Origin of the sequence: Alteraquisediminimonas sediminicola, from assembly GCF_019740335.1 — a bacterium.
GTDB classification, from domain to species: Bacteria; Pseudomonadota; Alphaproteobacteria; order Sphingomonadales; family Sphingomonadaceae; genus Alteraquisediminimonas; species Alteraquisediminimonas sediminicola.
In genome coordinates this window covers 1,033,166-1,046,665 of sequence record NZ_JAHXZS010000001.1, presented here as the reverse complement: position 1 = coordinate 1,046,665, position 13,500 = coordinate 1,033,166, and the positions used below count along the sequence as shown (strand labels likewise).

At 61.8% G+C, this 13,500-nt stretch carries 12 protein-coding genes; 5 read left to right on the top strand and 7 right to left on the bottom strand.

Annotation, left to right across the window (positions count from 1 at the left end):
- Window positions 1-3 precede the first annotated feature (3 nt).
- The gene (locus K6117_RS05170) at window positions 4-1,809 is read left to right on the top strand and encodes an acyl-CoA dehydrogenase C-terminal domain-containing protein (protein WP_221792616.1); all 1,806 of its coding nucleotides are present in this window, start codon (window positions 4-6) and stop codon (window positions 1,807-1,809) included.
- Between the two features lie 11 nt (window positions 1,810-1,820).
- On the opposite strand, the gene K6117_RS05165 is transcribed toward K6117_RS05170, so the two are convergent.
- A complete protein-coding gene (locus tag K6117_RS05165; RefSeq protein ID WP_221792615.1) occupies window positions 1,821-3,377 on the bottom strand; it encodes a spinster family MFS transporter in 1,557 nt (518 codons plus the stop codon).
- A gap of 103 nt (window positions 3,378-3,480) precedes the next feature.
- Between K6117_RS05165 and K6117_RS05160 the strand changes: the two genes are divergently transcribed.
- Window positions 3,481-3,948: a low molecular weight protein-tyrosine-phosphatase gene (locus K6117_RS05160; RefSeq protein ID WP_221792911.1), complete on the top strand. Its 468-nt coding sequence runs from the start codon at window positions 3,481-3,483 to the stop codon at window positions 3,946-3,948.
- A gap of 7 nt (window positions 3,949-3,955) precedes the next feature.
- Here K6117_RS05160 and K6117_RS05155 read toward each other — a convergent pair whose 3' ends face one another.
- Genes K6117_RS05155 through hemC form a run of 3 tightly spaced genes read right to left on the bottom strand, consistent with a single transcriptional unit; the run spans window position 3,956 to window position 6,501 of the window.
- Window positions 3,956-4,846 (bottom strand): COG4223 family protein, encoded by an 891-nt coding sequence (locus K6117_RS05155; RefSeq protein WP_221792614.1) that lies wholly within the window; start codon window positions 4,844-4,846, stop codon window positions 3,956-3,958.
- A 27-nt stretch (window positions 4,847-4,873) separates the two neighbouring features.
- A complete protein-coding gene (locus K6117_RS05150) occupies window positions 4,874-5,560 on the bottom strand; it encodes a uroporphyrinogen-III synthase (protein ID WP_221792613.1) in 687 nt (228 codons plus the stop codon).
- Window positions 5,557-6,501 (bottom strand): hydroxymethylbilane synthase, encoded by a 945-nt coding sequence (gene hemC / locus K6117_RS05145; RefSeq protein ID WP_221792612.1) that lies wholly within the window; start codon window positions 6,499-6,501, stop codon window positions 5,557-5,559. The genes K6117_RS05150 and hemC overlap by 4 nt, the downstream gene beginning before the upstream one ends.
- 43 nt (window positions 6,502-6,544) lie before the next feature.
- On the opposite strand from hemC, the gene tsaD reads away from it, so the two are divergent.
- Both tsaD and K6117_RS05135 read left to right on the top strand, forming a co-directional pair.
- A complete protein-coding gene (gene tsaD, locus K6117_RS05140; RefSeq protein WP_221792611.1) occupies window positions 6,545-7,579 on the top strand; it encodes a tRNA (adenosine(37)-N6)-threonylcarbamoyltransferase complex transferase subunit TsaD in 1,035 nt (344 codons plus the stop codon).
- The gene (locus K6117_RS05135) at window positions 7,576-8,559 is read left to right on the top strand and encodes an NAD(P)H-dependent glycerol-3-phosphate dehydrogenase (protein ID WP_221792610.1); all 984 of its coding nucleotides are present in this window, start codon (window positions 7,576-7,578) and stop codon (window positions 8,557-8,559) included. Before tsaD ends, K6117_RS05135 begins: the two co-directional genes overlap by 4 nt.
- Window positions 8,560-8,658: 99 nt before the next feature.
- Here the strand turns inward: K6117_RS05135 and nhaA are convergent, their stop codons facing one another.
- The 3 genes from nhaA to K6117_RS05120 are packed head-to-tail and all read right to left on the bottom strand — an operon-like array spanning window position 8,659 to window position 12,449.
- On the bottom strand, window positions 8,659-9,837 hold the full coding sequence (gene nhaA / locus K6117_RS05130) for a Na+/H+ antiporter NhaA (RefSeq protein WP_221792609.1): 1,179 nt from the start codon (window positions 9,835-9,837) through the stop codon (window positions 8,659-8,661).
- 8 nt (window positions 9,838-9,845) lie between these two features.
- Window positions 9,846-10,361 carry a GreA/GreB family elongation factor gene (locus K6117_RS05125; protein ID WP_221792608.1) on the bottom strand — a complete coding sequence of 172 codons (516 nt, stop codon included), beginning with the start codon at window positions 10,359-10,361 and terminating at the stop codon, window positions 9,846-9,848.
- A gap of 6 nt (window positions 10,362-10,367) precedes the next feature.
- The gene (locus tag K6117_RS05120; protein ID WP_221792607.1) at window positions 10,368-12,449 is read right to left on the bottom strand and encodes a lytic transglycosylase domain-containing protein; all 2,082 of its coding nucleotides are present in this window, start codon (window positions 12,447-12,449) and stop codon (window positions 10,368-10,370) included.
- 174 nt (window positions 12,450-12,623) lie between these two features.
- On the opposite strand from K6117_RS05120, the gene dapA reads away from it, so the two are divergent.
- The gene (gene dapA / locus K6117_RS05115) at window positions 12,624-13,499 is read left to right on the top strand and encodes a 4-hydroxy-tetrahydrodipicolinate synthase (protein WP_221792606.1); all 876 of its coding nucleotides are present in this window, start codon (window positions 12,624-12,626) and stop codon (window positions 13,497-13,499) included.
- Window position 13,500 lies beyond the last annotated feature (1 nt).

The following is a 13,500-nucleotide window of genomic DNA, read 5'->3' as shown; positions in this document are numbered from 1 at the left end:
TATATGCCCCAATATACCCCGCCGTTGCGCGATACGCGGTTCGTGCTCGATCATGTGGTTGGCCTGTCGAACTATGCGGACCTGCCCGGTTTTGCGCAGGCGACGCCCGATCTTGTGGCGGCTGTGCTGGAAGGCGGCGGGCAAATTGCGGCGGAGATACTGTTTCCCCTCAATCAGATCGGCGACAAACAAGGCTGTACCCGTCATGAAGATGGCCGGGTGACGACCCCGGACGGGTTCAAAACGGCCTATGATCAATATGTCGCGGGCGGTTGGACCACGCTTGAATGTCCGGAAATTTATGGCGGGCAGGGCTTGCCCAAGGTCATTGCCACTGCATTTGGCGAATATGTATTATCGGCCAATCAGGCGTTTGAAATGTATCCGGGCCTGACTGGCGGGGCGATTGCGGCGATCCTTGTGAAGGGGAGCGAGGCGCAAAAATCGACCTATCTGCCGTCGATGGTGGCGGGCAAATGGTCCGGCACGATGAACCTGACCGAACCGCATTGCGGCACTGATCTCGGCCTGATCCGCACCAAAGCCGTACCGCAGCCGGATGGCAGCTATCGCATCACCGGGACCAAGATTTTCATTTCGGCGGGCGAGCATGATCTGACCGAAAATATCATCCATCTCGTGCTGGCGAAGACACCGGATGCGCCGGACAATGTGAAGGGCATTTCCTTGTTCATCGTGCCGAAGTTTCTCGTCAATCCAGATGGGAGTTTGGGCGCGCGTAATGAGGTTAGCTGTGGCGCGATCGAGCATAAAATGGGGATCAATGGTAGCGCAACCTGCGTCATGAATTATGACGGGGCGACCGGCTATTTGATCGGCGAGGAGAATAAGGGCCTTGCCGCGATGTTCATCATGATGAACTCGGCGCGGCTGTCGGTGGGCTTGCAAGGGTTGGGACAGGCAGAAATCGCGTATCAGAACGCGGTTCATTACGCCAAGGACCGCCGTCAGGGCCGGGCGTTGACCGGCCCGAAGGACCCCATGGAAAAGGCCGATCCGTTGATCGTCCATCCGGATGTGCGCCGGATGTTGATGGAGGCCAAGGCCTTGACCGAGGGCTTGCGCGCCTTGTGCCTGTGGGGGGCGTTGCAGGTCGATCTGGTGGAAAAGGCGGCCAATGAGGAAGCCCGTGTCGCGGCGGATGATATAATCTCGCTGTTGACCCCGGTGATCAAGGGCTATGGCACGGACAAGGGGTTTGAGGTCGCGGTCAATTGCCAGCAGATCTGGGGCGGCCATGGCTATATTCGCGAAAATGGTATGGACCAATATGTCCGCGATGCGCGTATCGCCCAGATTTACGAGGGCGCGAACGGGGTGCAGGCGATGGACCTTGTCGGGCGCAAATTGGCGATGAACGGCGGGCGGGCGATCCGCGCGTTTTTCGCACTGGTCGATCATGAGGCGAGCGCGGCCAAGGCGGAAGCCAATGGTCAGGCGGCGATCACCGATCTCGCGACCCGGCTGGAAAAGGCGAATGGCGAATTAAAGGCCGCGACGATGTGGTTGATGCAAAACGCCATGGGTAATCCCGACAATGCCGGGGCGGGGGCGATGGCCTATCTGCATCTGATGGGGATTGTTGCGGTCGGGTTGATGTGGCTGCGGATGGCGCGGGCCGCCGCCGGGCTGTTGGCGAAGGGCGAGGGGGATCGGGCCTATCTTGAGGCGAAGCTGATCACCGCGCAGTTTTTTGGGGAACGCTTCATGCCGGATGCGGGCGCATTGCGGCGCAAGCTGGAGGCCGGGGCCGGCACGATGATGGCGATGCCTGCTGATAGTTTTTAGGCCGATAGTTTTTAGGTGTTGGCCTGTGCCTCATCCCCGGCCAAGGATCGCGCGGCGCTTTCCAGCAAGAGCAAGACAATGGGGATGAGCGCGAAGCTCGATAACAAGGCGGTGCCGAGCGACCCGGTCGCATCGCTGATCAGGCCGACGAGATAGGGGCCAAGGCCAAGGCCGATCAAATTGACCCCGAGCAATTGCACGGACGTTGCCGTGCCGCGCAGATGGGCGGGGACAAGGTCCTGACAACTGGCGGATACCGGGCCGAGCCACATGATCATCAGGCTGTTGGTGACGCATAACAGGATCAGGAACAGCGCGTAATTGTCGGTCTGATATTGCCACAGGCCGGAGATGGTCGCGCATAGCACCGCGAGCTGGACCAAGCGCACCCGGCCATCGGGGCGGATTTTCTTCGCCCAATCGCCGATGATCCCGCCGGAAATCGTGCCGAATGCGCCGGTCAATGTCATGATCACGCCGATAGTGAGGCCGGTTTCCGGGCCTTTGGCAAAATGCGCCTGCACATAGGCAAAGAGAAATGCGTTGATCGAATAGCCGATGCACGAGATCAGCCCGCCTGCAATCGCCAGCCGTGCAAAGCTGCGAGAGGCGAGGCGGCGGAAATTGTCGGGCGCGGCACAACGCAGGGACTGAAGCCAGCTTGCGGCGGCATAGCTGCCCAGCGCCATCGCCGTCCATTGTACGCCATTGGTGGTGATGTGGAGGCCGAATATGTGCCCGATGACCGGGCGTTTGGCGGCGGAAAGCCATGGATTGGTCAGCGCAAACATCCCGATGCCGCCGCCAAGGCAGGTCAGCAAAATCGCGAGGTTCGCGCGCAATTGGCCGTTGCGGTGATGGTGGAAAGGGATCATCCGCGCCAATTCGCCCCATACCAAACGCAGCGGCGAGATTGCGGGCAGGGTGCGGGGTGGTTCCTTGATCGTCAATTTGGCCAAGAGCGCGAGCAATATCCCCGGCAGGCCAAAGGCGATAAAGGTCGCCTGCCACCCGGCCAGCCCCAAGGGTGCCGCGCTGGAAATGAAATGATGGTCCCAATAAGTGATGATCGATCCGCCGATCACCAATGCGAGGCCGGAGCCGATATAAATCCCGCTCGAATAGAGCGACAGCGCAGTGGCGCGTTGTTTTTTCGGGAAATAATCCTGCAACAGCGAAAAGGCGGCGGGCGAGACGCTCGCTTCCCCCACGCCCACGCCGATGCGGGCGAGCGATAATTGGGTGAAATTGCCCGACAGGCCGGACAAGGCCGTCATCCCTGACCAAAAGCCAAGGCCGATGGCAATGGTCGACACCCGGTTCCAGCTATCCGCCAGCCGTGCGAGCGACAGGCCCATCAGGCCGTAGAACAACGCAAAGGCCGTGCCGAACAACAGGCCAAGCTGGGCATCTGTCAGGGACATGGCGCTTTTCAATGACGGCGCAAGGATCGAGATCACCTGCCGATCAAGGAAATTGACCGCATAGATCAGCATCAACAGCCCCAGCACATAGGCGCGATAGCGGCCGGAAAAATGCGGTGTTGGGCTCGGCCTTGATGTTGTCACGCTGGTTCGGCCTCTTTCCCTTGATCGCGGCGCATGGCATGGCGGCCAAAATCGCGATAGAGTGTTGCGATACCTCGTCGCGCCGGAGAAGAAAATGCCCGACATGCCAGCCGTGCTCTTTGTCTGTCTTGGGAATATTTGCCGCTCGCCCTTGGCCGAAGCGGCATTTCGCGCCGAAGTCGCGCGGCAAGGGCTGGATGTGCAGATCGACAGCGCCGGGACCGGGGATTGGCACCTTGGCCATGCCCCCGATCCGCGCGCGCAGGCGCAGGCGCAACAACATGGGATCGACATCAGCGGTTATCGCGCCCGATTGGTCGAGCCGGATGACTTCCACCGGTTCACCCATGTGTTTGCGCTGGACGAGAAGAATTTGGCCGACCTTGAGGCGTTGCGGCCCGACACCGGCACGGCGGTCTTGTCGTTATTGCTCGATCATGTGCCGGGCAAAGAGGGCACGTCCGTTGCCGACCCTTATTATGCCGATGCCGCCGCGTTTGCGGTGACATGGGATGAAGTGACCGATGCCGCCCGGCGGATCGTGGAAGGGATGACTGCCGGGCGGTTGTGACAAACTGTTATTGCGGCGCGTTGGGGGCTGCTGGCAATGGGGCCGGCGCAGGCGCAACGGCGGGTAAGTCGTCGTCCATCGGATCGATCAATGCCGCCGTTTCGATCCGGTCGAGCGCGTTATGGGCCTGCACATAATTGCGGGCGGCAGTCATCCAGTTGAGGGCTTGCCCCCGTTCCGGCAGGCGGTTGACCTCGATCAGCGCCTGATTGATGTCGCCATCCGCAATCTGCTCGCGCACGCGTTCGACCACTTCGTCCGGGCGGCTGGACGGCTCATTGCCCCGGCGCACGATGATCAGCGCGGACAGTTCATGTTTGAAATTGTCCCACATGCCGCGCTTGATGCCATCGCCTTGCAATTGCGGGGCGATTTTTTCGAAGCTCGCGCTCAGGCTGTCGAGCGTGATTCGCGCACGCGCGCCAGCGATGATCGCGGCCACGGCCTGTGGCTGGCTGTCGCCAAAGCGTTCGCGCAGCAGCGATTCAAGATAGCCCAATTGCACCCCCCGTTCGAGCGCGCGCCGCGCGGCAAAGGCGATCAGCATGCCCTCTGCCCGATTGGCATTGCCGCTGGTCGCGCTGGCTTGCGCGCTGACTCGGTCGAGCCGTTCTTCCAGCGCCTGTATCCGGGCGTGCAGCACCTCTGGTTCGACATTCGGGGTGTTGGTCGTGACAGTGAACTGAGGGGGCAGGCCATGGCCGCTGCCGGTTGCGACGCCCAGTTTTTGGGGGCTGTCTACCAGCCCAAGAAAATGCGCGGCGCGGGGCCATTGATGCAGGCCATAGCCCATCGCACCCATGCCAATGCCAAAGGCGATCAGCGGAAAGGCCAGCTTTCGCGCAAGGCTGCGCCGCTTTTGCGGGCTGCTATCGACATCAACATAGGGTTCACTCACTTGGCGCTTCCTCCAGTACCGGCTTCCTTATTGGCACAGTTGTCGGACGACTGCCAGCATCCCGTCATCATCCGGTTGTGGTGCGATTTTCATGGCATTCCAGCCGGTTCCTGCCGCCGTTGCCGCCGCCGCGCTGATCGCGATGGCCGTGATATGGTGGCGGGCCAGCCCTTGGGCGGTTGCCAGATGGTCGAGCAGCGCACTGCTGCGCGGACTATGGAGGAGGATGAGGTCGAGATCCGGCCATGCTGTGATCAGCGCGGTGCTCAACTGCGAGGCCGGGGCGGCGCGATAGATGATCTGGCGGTCGATCTGAATGCCCATCGGATCGAGCGGGCGCACCTCCGCGCCGCAGAGATGCAGCAGGTGATGGATGTGATCGGTTTTGGCGCGCGCGATCAGCGATTGGCCATTGCCTTCGGGGGCCAAATGGATCGGCTGGTCCGTCAATTCGGTCAAGGCGCGGGCGGTGGCGGGGCCGACGGCGTAAATCGGCAGGTTCGGATATTGGCGGATGGTCTCAGCGCCATGACGCACGGCATTGGCGCTGGTGATCATCAGCGCGTCCGGCTGGGCATCGTTTGATGTATTTGATGTGACCGGTTCAATCGTGAATAACGGCGCGACCACCGGGTCCAGCCCCAGATCGCGCAGATGATCGGCAGTCCTGCTGGCCCCCGGTTCGGGGCGGAGGACGGCGACCTTTCGCGTCATGCCCCGAACAGCGCCCGCAATTCCATGCTGGCGGCGGCAAGCAATTGCTGTGCCATTAAATGGCAGCCATCGGCATCGCCGCGTTGGATGCCGACGCCAAGCGCGACCCGTTCGCTACCATCTTCCGACATGATTTCGGCGCGCAGCAGCAGGCCTTCTTCGCGCCCTTCACCTTCGCGAACAGTCGCATAAGCGGCGACCGGGCTGTGGCACCCGGCGTTCAGCCCGGCGAGCAAATAGCGTTCGGCCATCACGCAATCGAACGTGTCGCGATCATTGATGGCGCTCAAGAGATCGAGAATGTCCTGCCGGTCCGAACGGGCTTCGATCCCGATCGCGCCCTGGCTGGCGGCGGGGAGCATCTCCTCCACCGCAATTGGCGTGCCGACATCGAATCGGCCAAGGCGGACCAGGCCGGCGGCGGCAAGCAGGGTCGCATCGGCCTCACCCTCGGCCAATTTACGCAGGCGGGTGTCGACATTGCCCCGGAACATGACGATGTTGAGATCGGGCCGGATGTGCCGCATCTGCGCGGCGCGGCGCGGCGAGCTGGTGCCGATCCGCGCGCCATGGGGCAGCGCAATGATCGATTCCGCGCCGATCAGCCGATCCCGCACATCGGCGCGGGGCAGCATGGCGGCGATGGTCAGGGCATCGGGACGGATCGTTTCCACGTCCTTCATCGAATGGACGGCAAAATCGATATTGCCGTTCATGATGTCGATATCGAGTTCCTTGGTCCACAGGGCCTTGCCGCCGATATCGGCCAAGGGGCGATCCAAGATTTTGTCGCCGCTGGCCGTGACCGGACAAATTTCAATCGCGTCGCGCGTCCAGCCATGCGCGAGGCATAGGGAATCCGCGACCATATGGGCCTGTGCCATGGCCAAAGGGGAGGCGCGGGTGCCGAGGCGGAGCGGTGCGGATCGTTTCTCAGTCATCTTGCGCTTGCTCTAAACGCGTTCGCGATTAGAGGGAAGGGTGATGACACTGATCCTTGGTCTTGAATCCAGTTGCGATGAAACGGCGGCGGCGCTGGTCGATGACCTGCGCGTTATCCGCGCCCATCGTCTGGCGGGGCAAGAGGCCGCGCATGCGCCTTATGGCGGGGTGGTGCCGGAGATCGCGGCGCGCGCCCATGCCGAGATGATGATGCCGTTGGTTGAGGCCGCATTAAAGGATGCGGGCGTGACACTGAATGATGTCGATGCGATTGCCGCGACGGCCGGGCCGGGCCTGATCGGCGGGGTGATGGTTGGGCTGGTGACCGGCAAGGCGCTGGCGATGGCGGCGAACAAGCCGTTGATCGCGGTCAACCATCTGGAGGGCCATGCATTGTCGCCCCGGCTGGATAATCCGGATTTGCAATTTCCCTATTTGCTGCTGCTCGCATCGGGCGGGCATTGCCAATTATTGCTGGTGTCGGGTGTCGGCCAATATCGGCGGCTGGCGACGACCATCGACGATGCGGCGGGCGAGGCATTTGACAAGACCGCGAAATTATTGCGCCTTGGCATGCCGGGCGGGCCGAAGGTCGAGGCATTGGCGCGGGAGGGCAATCCCAAGGCGGTGAAGCTGCCGCGCCCGTTGTTGAACACGGATGAACCGCATTTTTCCTTTGCGGGCCTGAAAAGCGCGGTGCTGCGCGCGCATCAATCGGGGCTGTATCAGCCTGCGGACCTGTGCGCCTCGTTCCAGCAGGCGGTGGTTGATTGTCTGGTGGATCGCACGCGCCGGGCGTTGGCGGTCGCGGTTGAGGCGACGGCCTTGGTCGTGGCGGGCGGGGTCGCGGCCAATCAATCGATTCGCGCGGCGCTGATGACGCTGGCGGCGGATCATGGCCTGCCATTTCATGCGCCGCCGCTCTGGCTTTGCACGGATAATGCGGCCATGATCGCATGGGCGGGGCAAGAACGTTTTGCCTTGGGCATGACCGATGGGCTGGATGTACCGGCGCGACCGCGTTGGCCATTGGATGCACAAGCCGAAAAGGCGCGGGGAGCGGGAGTAAAGGCATGAAGCTGGGGGTGATTGGCGCGGGCGCATGGGGTACGGCCTTGGCGCAAGTCGCGGCGAACAGCAGCAAGGGCGAGATTGTCCGGCTGTGGGCGCTGGAGCCGGAGGTGACGGCTGCCGTTAATCAGCGCCATGAAAATCCGCTCTATTTGCCGAATATCTCCTTGTCCGACCGGATCGTTGCGACGTCGTTGCTGGAGGATCTGGCCGATTGCGATGCGTTGCTGGTCGTGACCCCGGCGCAGCATTTGCGGACGTCGATTGTCCGATTGCCGGTGCGTGATGTCCCGTTGGTCCTGTGTTCCAAGGGGATCGAGGCCGGGACGATGAAATTGATGTCCGAGGTCGTCGCAGATGTGATGCCCGATGCGCCGATTGCGGTGTTGTCTGGCCCGACTTTCGCGCATGAGGTGGCCAAGGGCTTGCCGACGGCGGTGACGCTTGCCTGTGCCGATCTGGCGTTGCAGCGGCGGCTGGCCGAACGGCTGGCCCAGCCGACGTTCCGCACCTATCAATCGGATGATGTGACCGGCGCGGAAATCGGCGGCGCGGTGAAGAATGTGCTGGCGATTGCCTGTGGCGTGGTCGCGGGGATGCAGCTTGGCCAAAACGCCAATGCGGCGTTGATCAGCCGGGGCTTTGTCGAAATGACCCGCTTTGGCCTTGCGCGCGGGGCGCGGGCGGAAACGCTGTCGGGCCTGTCGGGGCTGGGCGATCTGGTGTTGACTTGCACCTCGACCGCATCGCGTAATTTCTCATTGGGCAAGGGATTGGGCGAAGGGCGCAGCGCGCAGGAATTGATGGCGGACCGCCGCACGGTCGCGGAAGGGGCGTTCACCGCCCCGGTGTTGCAGGCGGCAGGCCGCGCGATCAATGTGCCGATCCCGATTACGGATGCGGTGTGCGGGATGCTCGATGGCTCGCTGACTGCGCGGCAAGCGGTGGATCAGCTCTTGGCGCGGCCTATCGGGTCGGAATTATAAGCGGAGATTTTTTTGTTTGGTCCCTCAAGCGCCGGGCGCGGGCATCCGCCCGCTTGGCTACGCGCCAATAAGGCGCGGCGGCCGTTCGGCCTTGCGGCGCTAAAGCGCCGTTGGTGGCACTATTCGTGGTTTCCCAACCCTCAACAATCCCCATCCCGCCAACGCGGAGAGTGCGGAACCCGCGAACACCCCGAATTTCACCTGTTGGATGAGCGCGGGGTCGTGGAATGCCAGCCCGCCGATGAACAGGCTCATGGTGAAACCGATCCCGCATAATAAGGCGACGCCATAGATTTGCGGCCAGTTCGCATGGGTCAGGCCCGCCGAGAGTTTCAGCCGGACGCACAGCCAGACGCCCGATAAGATGCCCAATTGCTTGCCAAGGAACAGGCCGAGCAACACGCCGAGCGGCAGCGGTTGGAGCAGGGCTGATAATGAGAAACCGCTAAAACTCACCCCCGCATTGGCAAGGGCGAAGAGCGGCAAAATGGCATAAGACACATAAGGGTTCAGCCGATGTTCGATCCGGAGCAGCGTGGAAGTGGACGCATCCGGCGCGCCGGGGGAAGGGGTGAGCGGGATCATCAGCGCCGCCAGCACGCCCGCGATGGTCGCATGCACGCCGGAGTGATGGATCGCCAACCACAGCCCGACTGCACAGAGGATGAAGGGCCATATCTGCGCGATCCGCGCCTTGTTCATCCCCCACATCACGGCCAGCATGACGAGTGCCGCCAATAAGGCGAGGCCGTTGAGATGGGCGGTATAGACCAAGGCGATGATCGCGACCGCGACCATGTCATCGACGATGGCGACGGTGGTCAGGAACAATTTCAACGACGTCGGCACGCGCCGCCCCAATAAGGCCAGCACGCCGAGCGCAAAGGCGATGTCGGTCGCGGTCGGGATGGCCCAGCCGCGCTGCAAGGCCGGTTCTGCCCGGGTGATGAACAGATAGATGAGCGCGGGGACCGCGACTCCACATCCGGCGGCGACCACCGGCAACAGTCGATCATGCCATGTCGATAAATGGCCGTCGACAAATTCGCGTTTGATCTCCAGCCCGACGAGGAAGAAGAAGATCGCCATCAGCACATCATTGACCCAATGCAGCACCGACAACGGGCCGATAGGGCGGTCCAATATCTCGAAATAGGCATCGGCCAGCGGGCTGTTGGCGATGATCAGCGCGGCGATGGTGGCGAGCATCAGGAGAATGCCGCCGCTTGCCTCATAAGCGATGAAGCTGCGCAACGCGGAGATCGGGCGGGTCGGCATCGGGTACGTTAGGATTTTGGCGGGTAGCTGATGGCGATGATCTCATAATCCTTCACCCCCACCGGCAAGCGCACCTGACGCGTATCGCCAATCGCCGCGCCGCGTACTGCGCGTGCGAGTGGGGCATTGAAGCTGATCCGTCCGGCGGTGGCGTCGGCTTCGTCCTCGCCGACAAGGGTGATGACGCGTTGATTGTCGTCTTCATCCGCAATCGTCACGGTCGCGCCGAACCAGACGCGGCTGCGGTCTTCTTGTTGGGCCGGGTCGACGATTTTCGCGATCTTCAATCTTTTGGCGAGATGGGTCAGTTCGCGGTCGATCTCGCGCAATTTCTTGCGACCATAGATATAATCGCCATTTTCCGACCGGTCGCCATTGCCCGCGGCCCAGCTGATGACCTCGACCAATTTGGGCCGGTCGTCGGACAGCAATTGGTGATAACGCGCCTTCATCGCGTTAAAGCCTTGCGGCGTGATGAAGAGCGGCGGGCGTTCGCCTGTGTCGGGTTTATGGCTGGGGCGCATCTGGGATCAGCCCGGTGTCTGCTTGCCGAGATAGCGCGATAGCGGCGTCTTGGGCATCTCGCCGCGCCGGTCGGGGTGGAGCGCATCATAGATGACCGCATTTTCCAGCACCCGATAGACATAGCCGCGCGTTTCGGACAGCGGGATCGCCTCGATCCATTGGAGAATGTCGAGGCTGCCTGTGCGCGGATCGCCATTTTGGGCGATGAACTTGCGGACATTGCCCGGCCCCGCATTATAGGCCGCGACCGCCAGCACATGATTGCCGCCATACATGTTCAGCAAATTGTTGAAATAGGTCGATCCCAACAGGATATTATATTCCGGATCGTTGGTGAGCCGGTTGAAATCATATTCGACCCCGACCTTGCCCGCCGTTTCCCGCGCGGTGGCGGGCATCAACTGCATCAGCCCGCGCGCGCCTGCGCTGCTGATGATTTGCCGGTCGAATTGGCTTTCCTGCCGGGCAATGGCGTGGATCATCGTCCAGCGCGGGCGCAATTGCATCGGCACCGGCAGCTTGGGGAAGCCATAATCAAGATAGGCGCCGCTGCCCCGGTCATCGACCTTGCGCGCCGCCATGACGCCGAGATCAGGCCGGTTCAATTCACGCGACAGCGTGGCAAGCGGGGCCGGATTGGCCCCTTCATCGACCGCATTGGCCAGCGCGCGCAGGAACAAGGACTGGGTTGGCCATGCGCCAAGCTGGCCCAACATGCGGGCGGCTTCCATCATTTGTGGATTGACCTGCCGATTGCCGATCAAGGTCGGATCATTGGTGGGGGTGGGCAGGACAATCGGGCGGCCCAGCCGTTCAAGCGCCAATTGGCCGTGGAAATGATCGAAATAACGCGCGGCAGCTTCATAATAGGCAAGGCCTGCGGCCTTGCCGCTTTCCCGTTCCGCCATGCGACCGGCCCAATAATAGCCCTTGGCGCGCGTTTGCGCGGTGCGGGCGGCATCGCCATAACGCGCATAAAAGCCAGTCGCATCGCCGAATTTATACAGGCGTTCGGCGGCTCTGCCGCCAAGCCACATCAGACTGGTATAATCATCGCGTTCATCCAAGGGCTGATTGCGGATGACAATGTCAGCCGGATAGGCGTCATCGCCGCGCAGCGCGATGGCGGAGACATAGGCATAATTACCTGCAGCGGCTGCTGCTTGTGCGGTTTGCAGCAGATTATCGAGAAAGACCGCTGGGTCTGCCGGGGCGGTATAGGGCTTTTCCGCCGAGGCGACGAGCCGTTGCGCGCTCAACATATCATTGGCGTTGCGATAATAACGGATGCGGTCGATCACCATGCCGGAATCATGACCGGCTTCCTCGCCAATCGCATCGACCTTAGCGAGCGCATCGGGCGCGTTGGTGAGGAGCGCAATTCGGGCCTCAAACATCGGGCGGCGGGCGGCACTCGCATAGCCGAGCAAGCGGGTGGCGGCGGTGGTGTTACGTTGCCACAACAGTCGGTCCAGCCGTTTGTCATAATCCCGCGCATCGAACAGGCCGGGGAAACGGGCGAGCAAGCGGCTTTCTTCATCGCTGGCAAGTGTCCCGCCTGCCCATGCGGCACGCGCGGCGGTTTTCGCCTCTGCCACCCGTCCGAGATCGAGCAAGGCCAAGGCCTGTGCGGTCCGACCCCGGTTGGTTTTCGGCGGATAGGCATCGAAGAAGCGGGCAATTTCGGTCGGCGAATAGCTGTTGACGCTGATCTTCTCTTCCGCCGCCTTGCGCATGACGCTGCTATTTGGCCATTCGCGGTTGGTCAGCAGGAAATTGACGAGGTCGGAAAAACTCGCGGTCTGCGGCTGGCGCAACCGGTCCCAACGCAAGATCGTTTCTGCAAGCGGATTTGGCGTGACGGGCGCAATGGCAATGATCGGCGGGGCGGGCATCGGGCCAGTGCCGGGCGTTTGACCGGTGGTGGGTGGGGTAACAGGCCCAGTAACAGCGGGCATCCCAGAGGGGGCGACAGGCGAAACGACCGGCGGCGCAATAGGCGCGCCCGCGACCCCCAAACGCGCCCGATACCAGACAATCTGCGCCGGGGTGAGCGACGCAGACCATGACGGGGCAGATAACATCATCAGCAAGGCCGGAAATAAGTGTCGTCGCATGCTGGACATGATAGGGGTCGTCTCCTTATCAGACGCTGAATTTATACCCGGCGGTACCGAGTCATATTGGGGTCTTTGGGTATAGAAACTATATTATTGATGAAGCCTATGGCCGATTCTGGTGCCGAGGTGAAGGAGAAGCACATGTTTAGCGGGTCGATTCCTGCTCTGGTGACGCCGTTTCGCGACGGACAGTTTGATGAAGGCGCTTTTCGTCGCCTTGTCGATTGGCAAATCGAATCCGGCAGCAAGGCCCTTGTGCCCTGCGGCACCACGGGTGAAAGCGCGACGCTCAGCAACGCCGAACATCATCGCGTGATCGAAGTCTGCATCGAGCAGGCGGCGGGCCGCGTGCCGATTATTGCCGGTTGCGGATCGAATGACACGACCAACGCGCTGCTGCACATGAATTTCTCCAAGAAGTGCGGGGCCGATGCCGCGTTGGTGGTGGCGCCTTATTATAATCGCCCCAATCAATTGGGCATCATCGCCCATTTCGAATATCTGGCCGCGCATAATGATCTGCCGATCGTCATGTATAATGTGCCGGGCCGTACTGTCACCGACATGGTGCCGGACACGGTGGCCCAGCTTGCCAGCCTGCCGAGCATCATCGGCATCAAGGACGCGAGCGGCAATATTGCGCGCGTCACGCAGCATCGCCGCAGTTGTGGCGAGATATTCTGCCAATTGTCCGGCAATGACGAGACGGCGCTCGCGTTCAACGTATCGGGCGGGGTTGGCTGTATTTCGGTAACGGCCAATGTCGCGCCCAAGCAATGCGCCGAGTTCCAACAGGCCTGTGCGGACAAGGATTGGGATCGCGCGCGCGACCTCAATGACCGGTTGTTCCCGCTGCATCTCGCGCTGTTTTCCGATGCCTCGCCGGGGCCGGTTAAATATGCGTTGAGCCGTGTCATGGCGGATGTGACCGAAGAATTGCGCTTGCCGATGACCCCAGCGTCCGAGGCGAGCCGCAAGGCCGTCGATGCGGCGCTGGAGATTGCGGGCTTGATCTAAT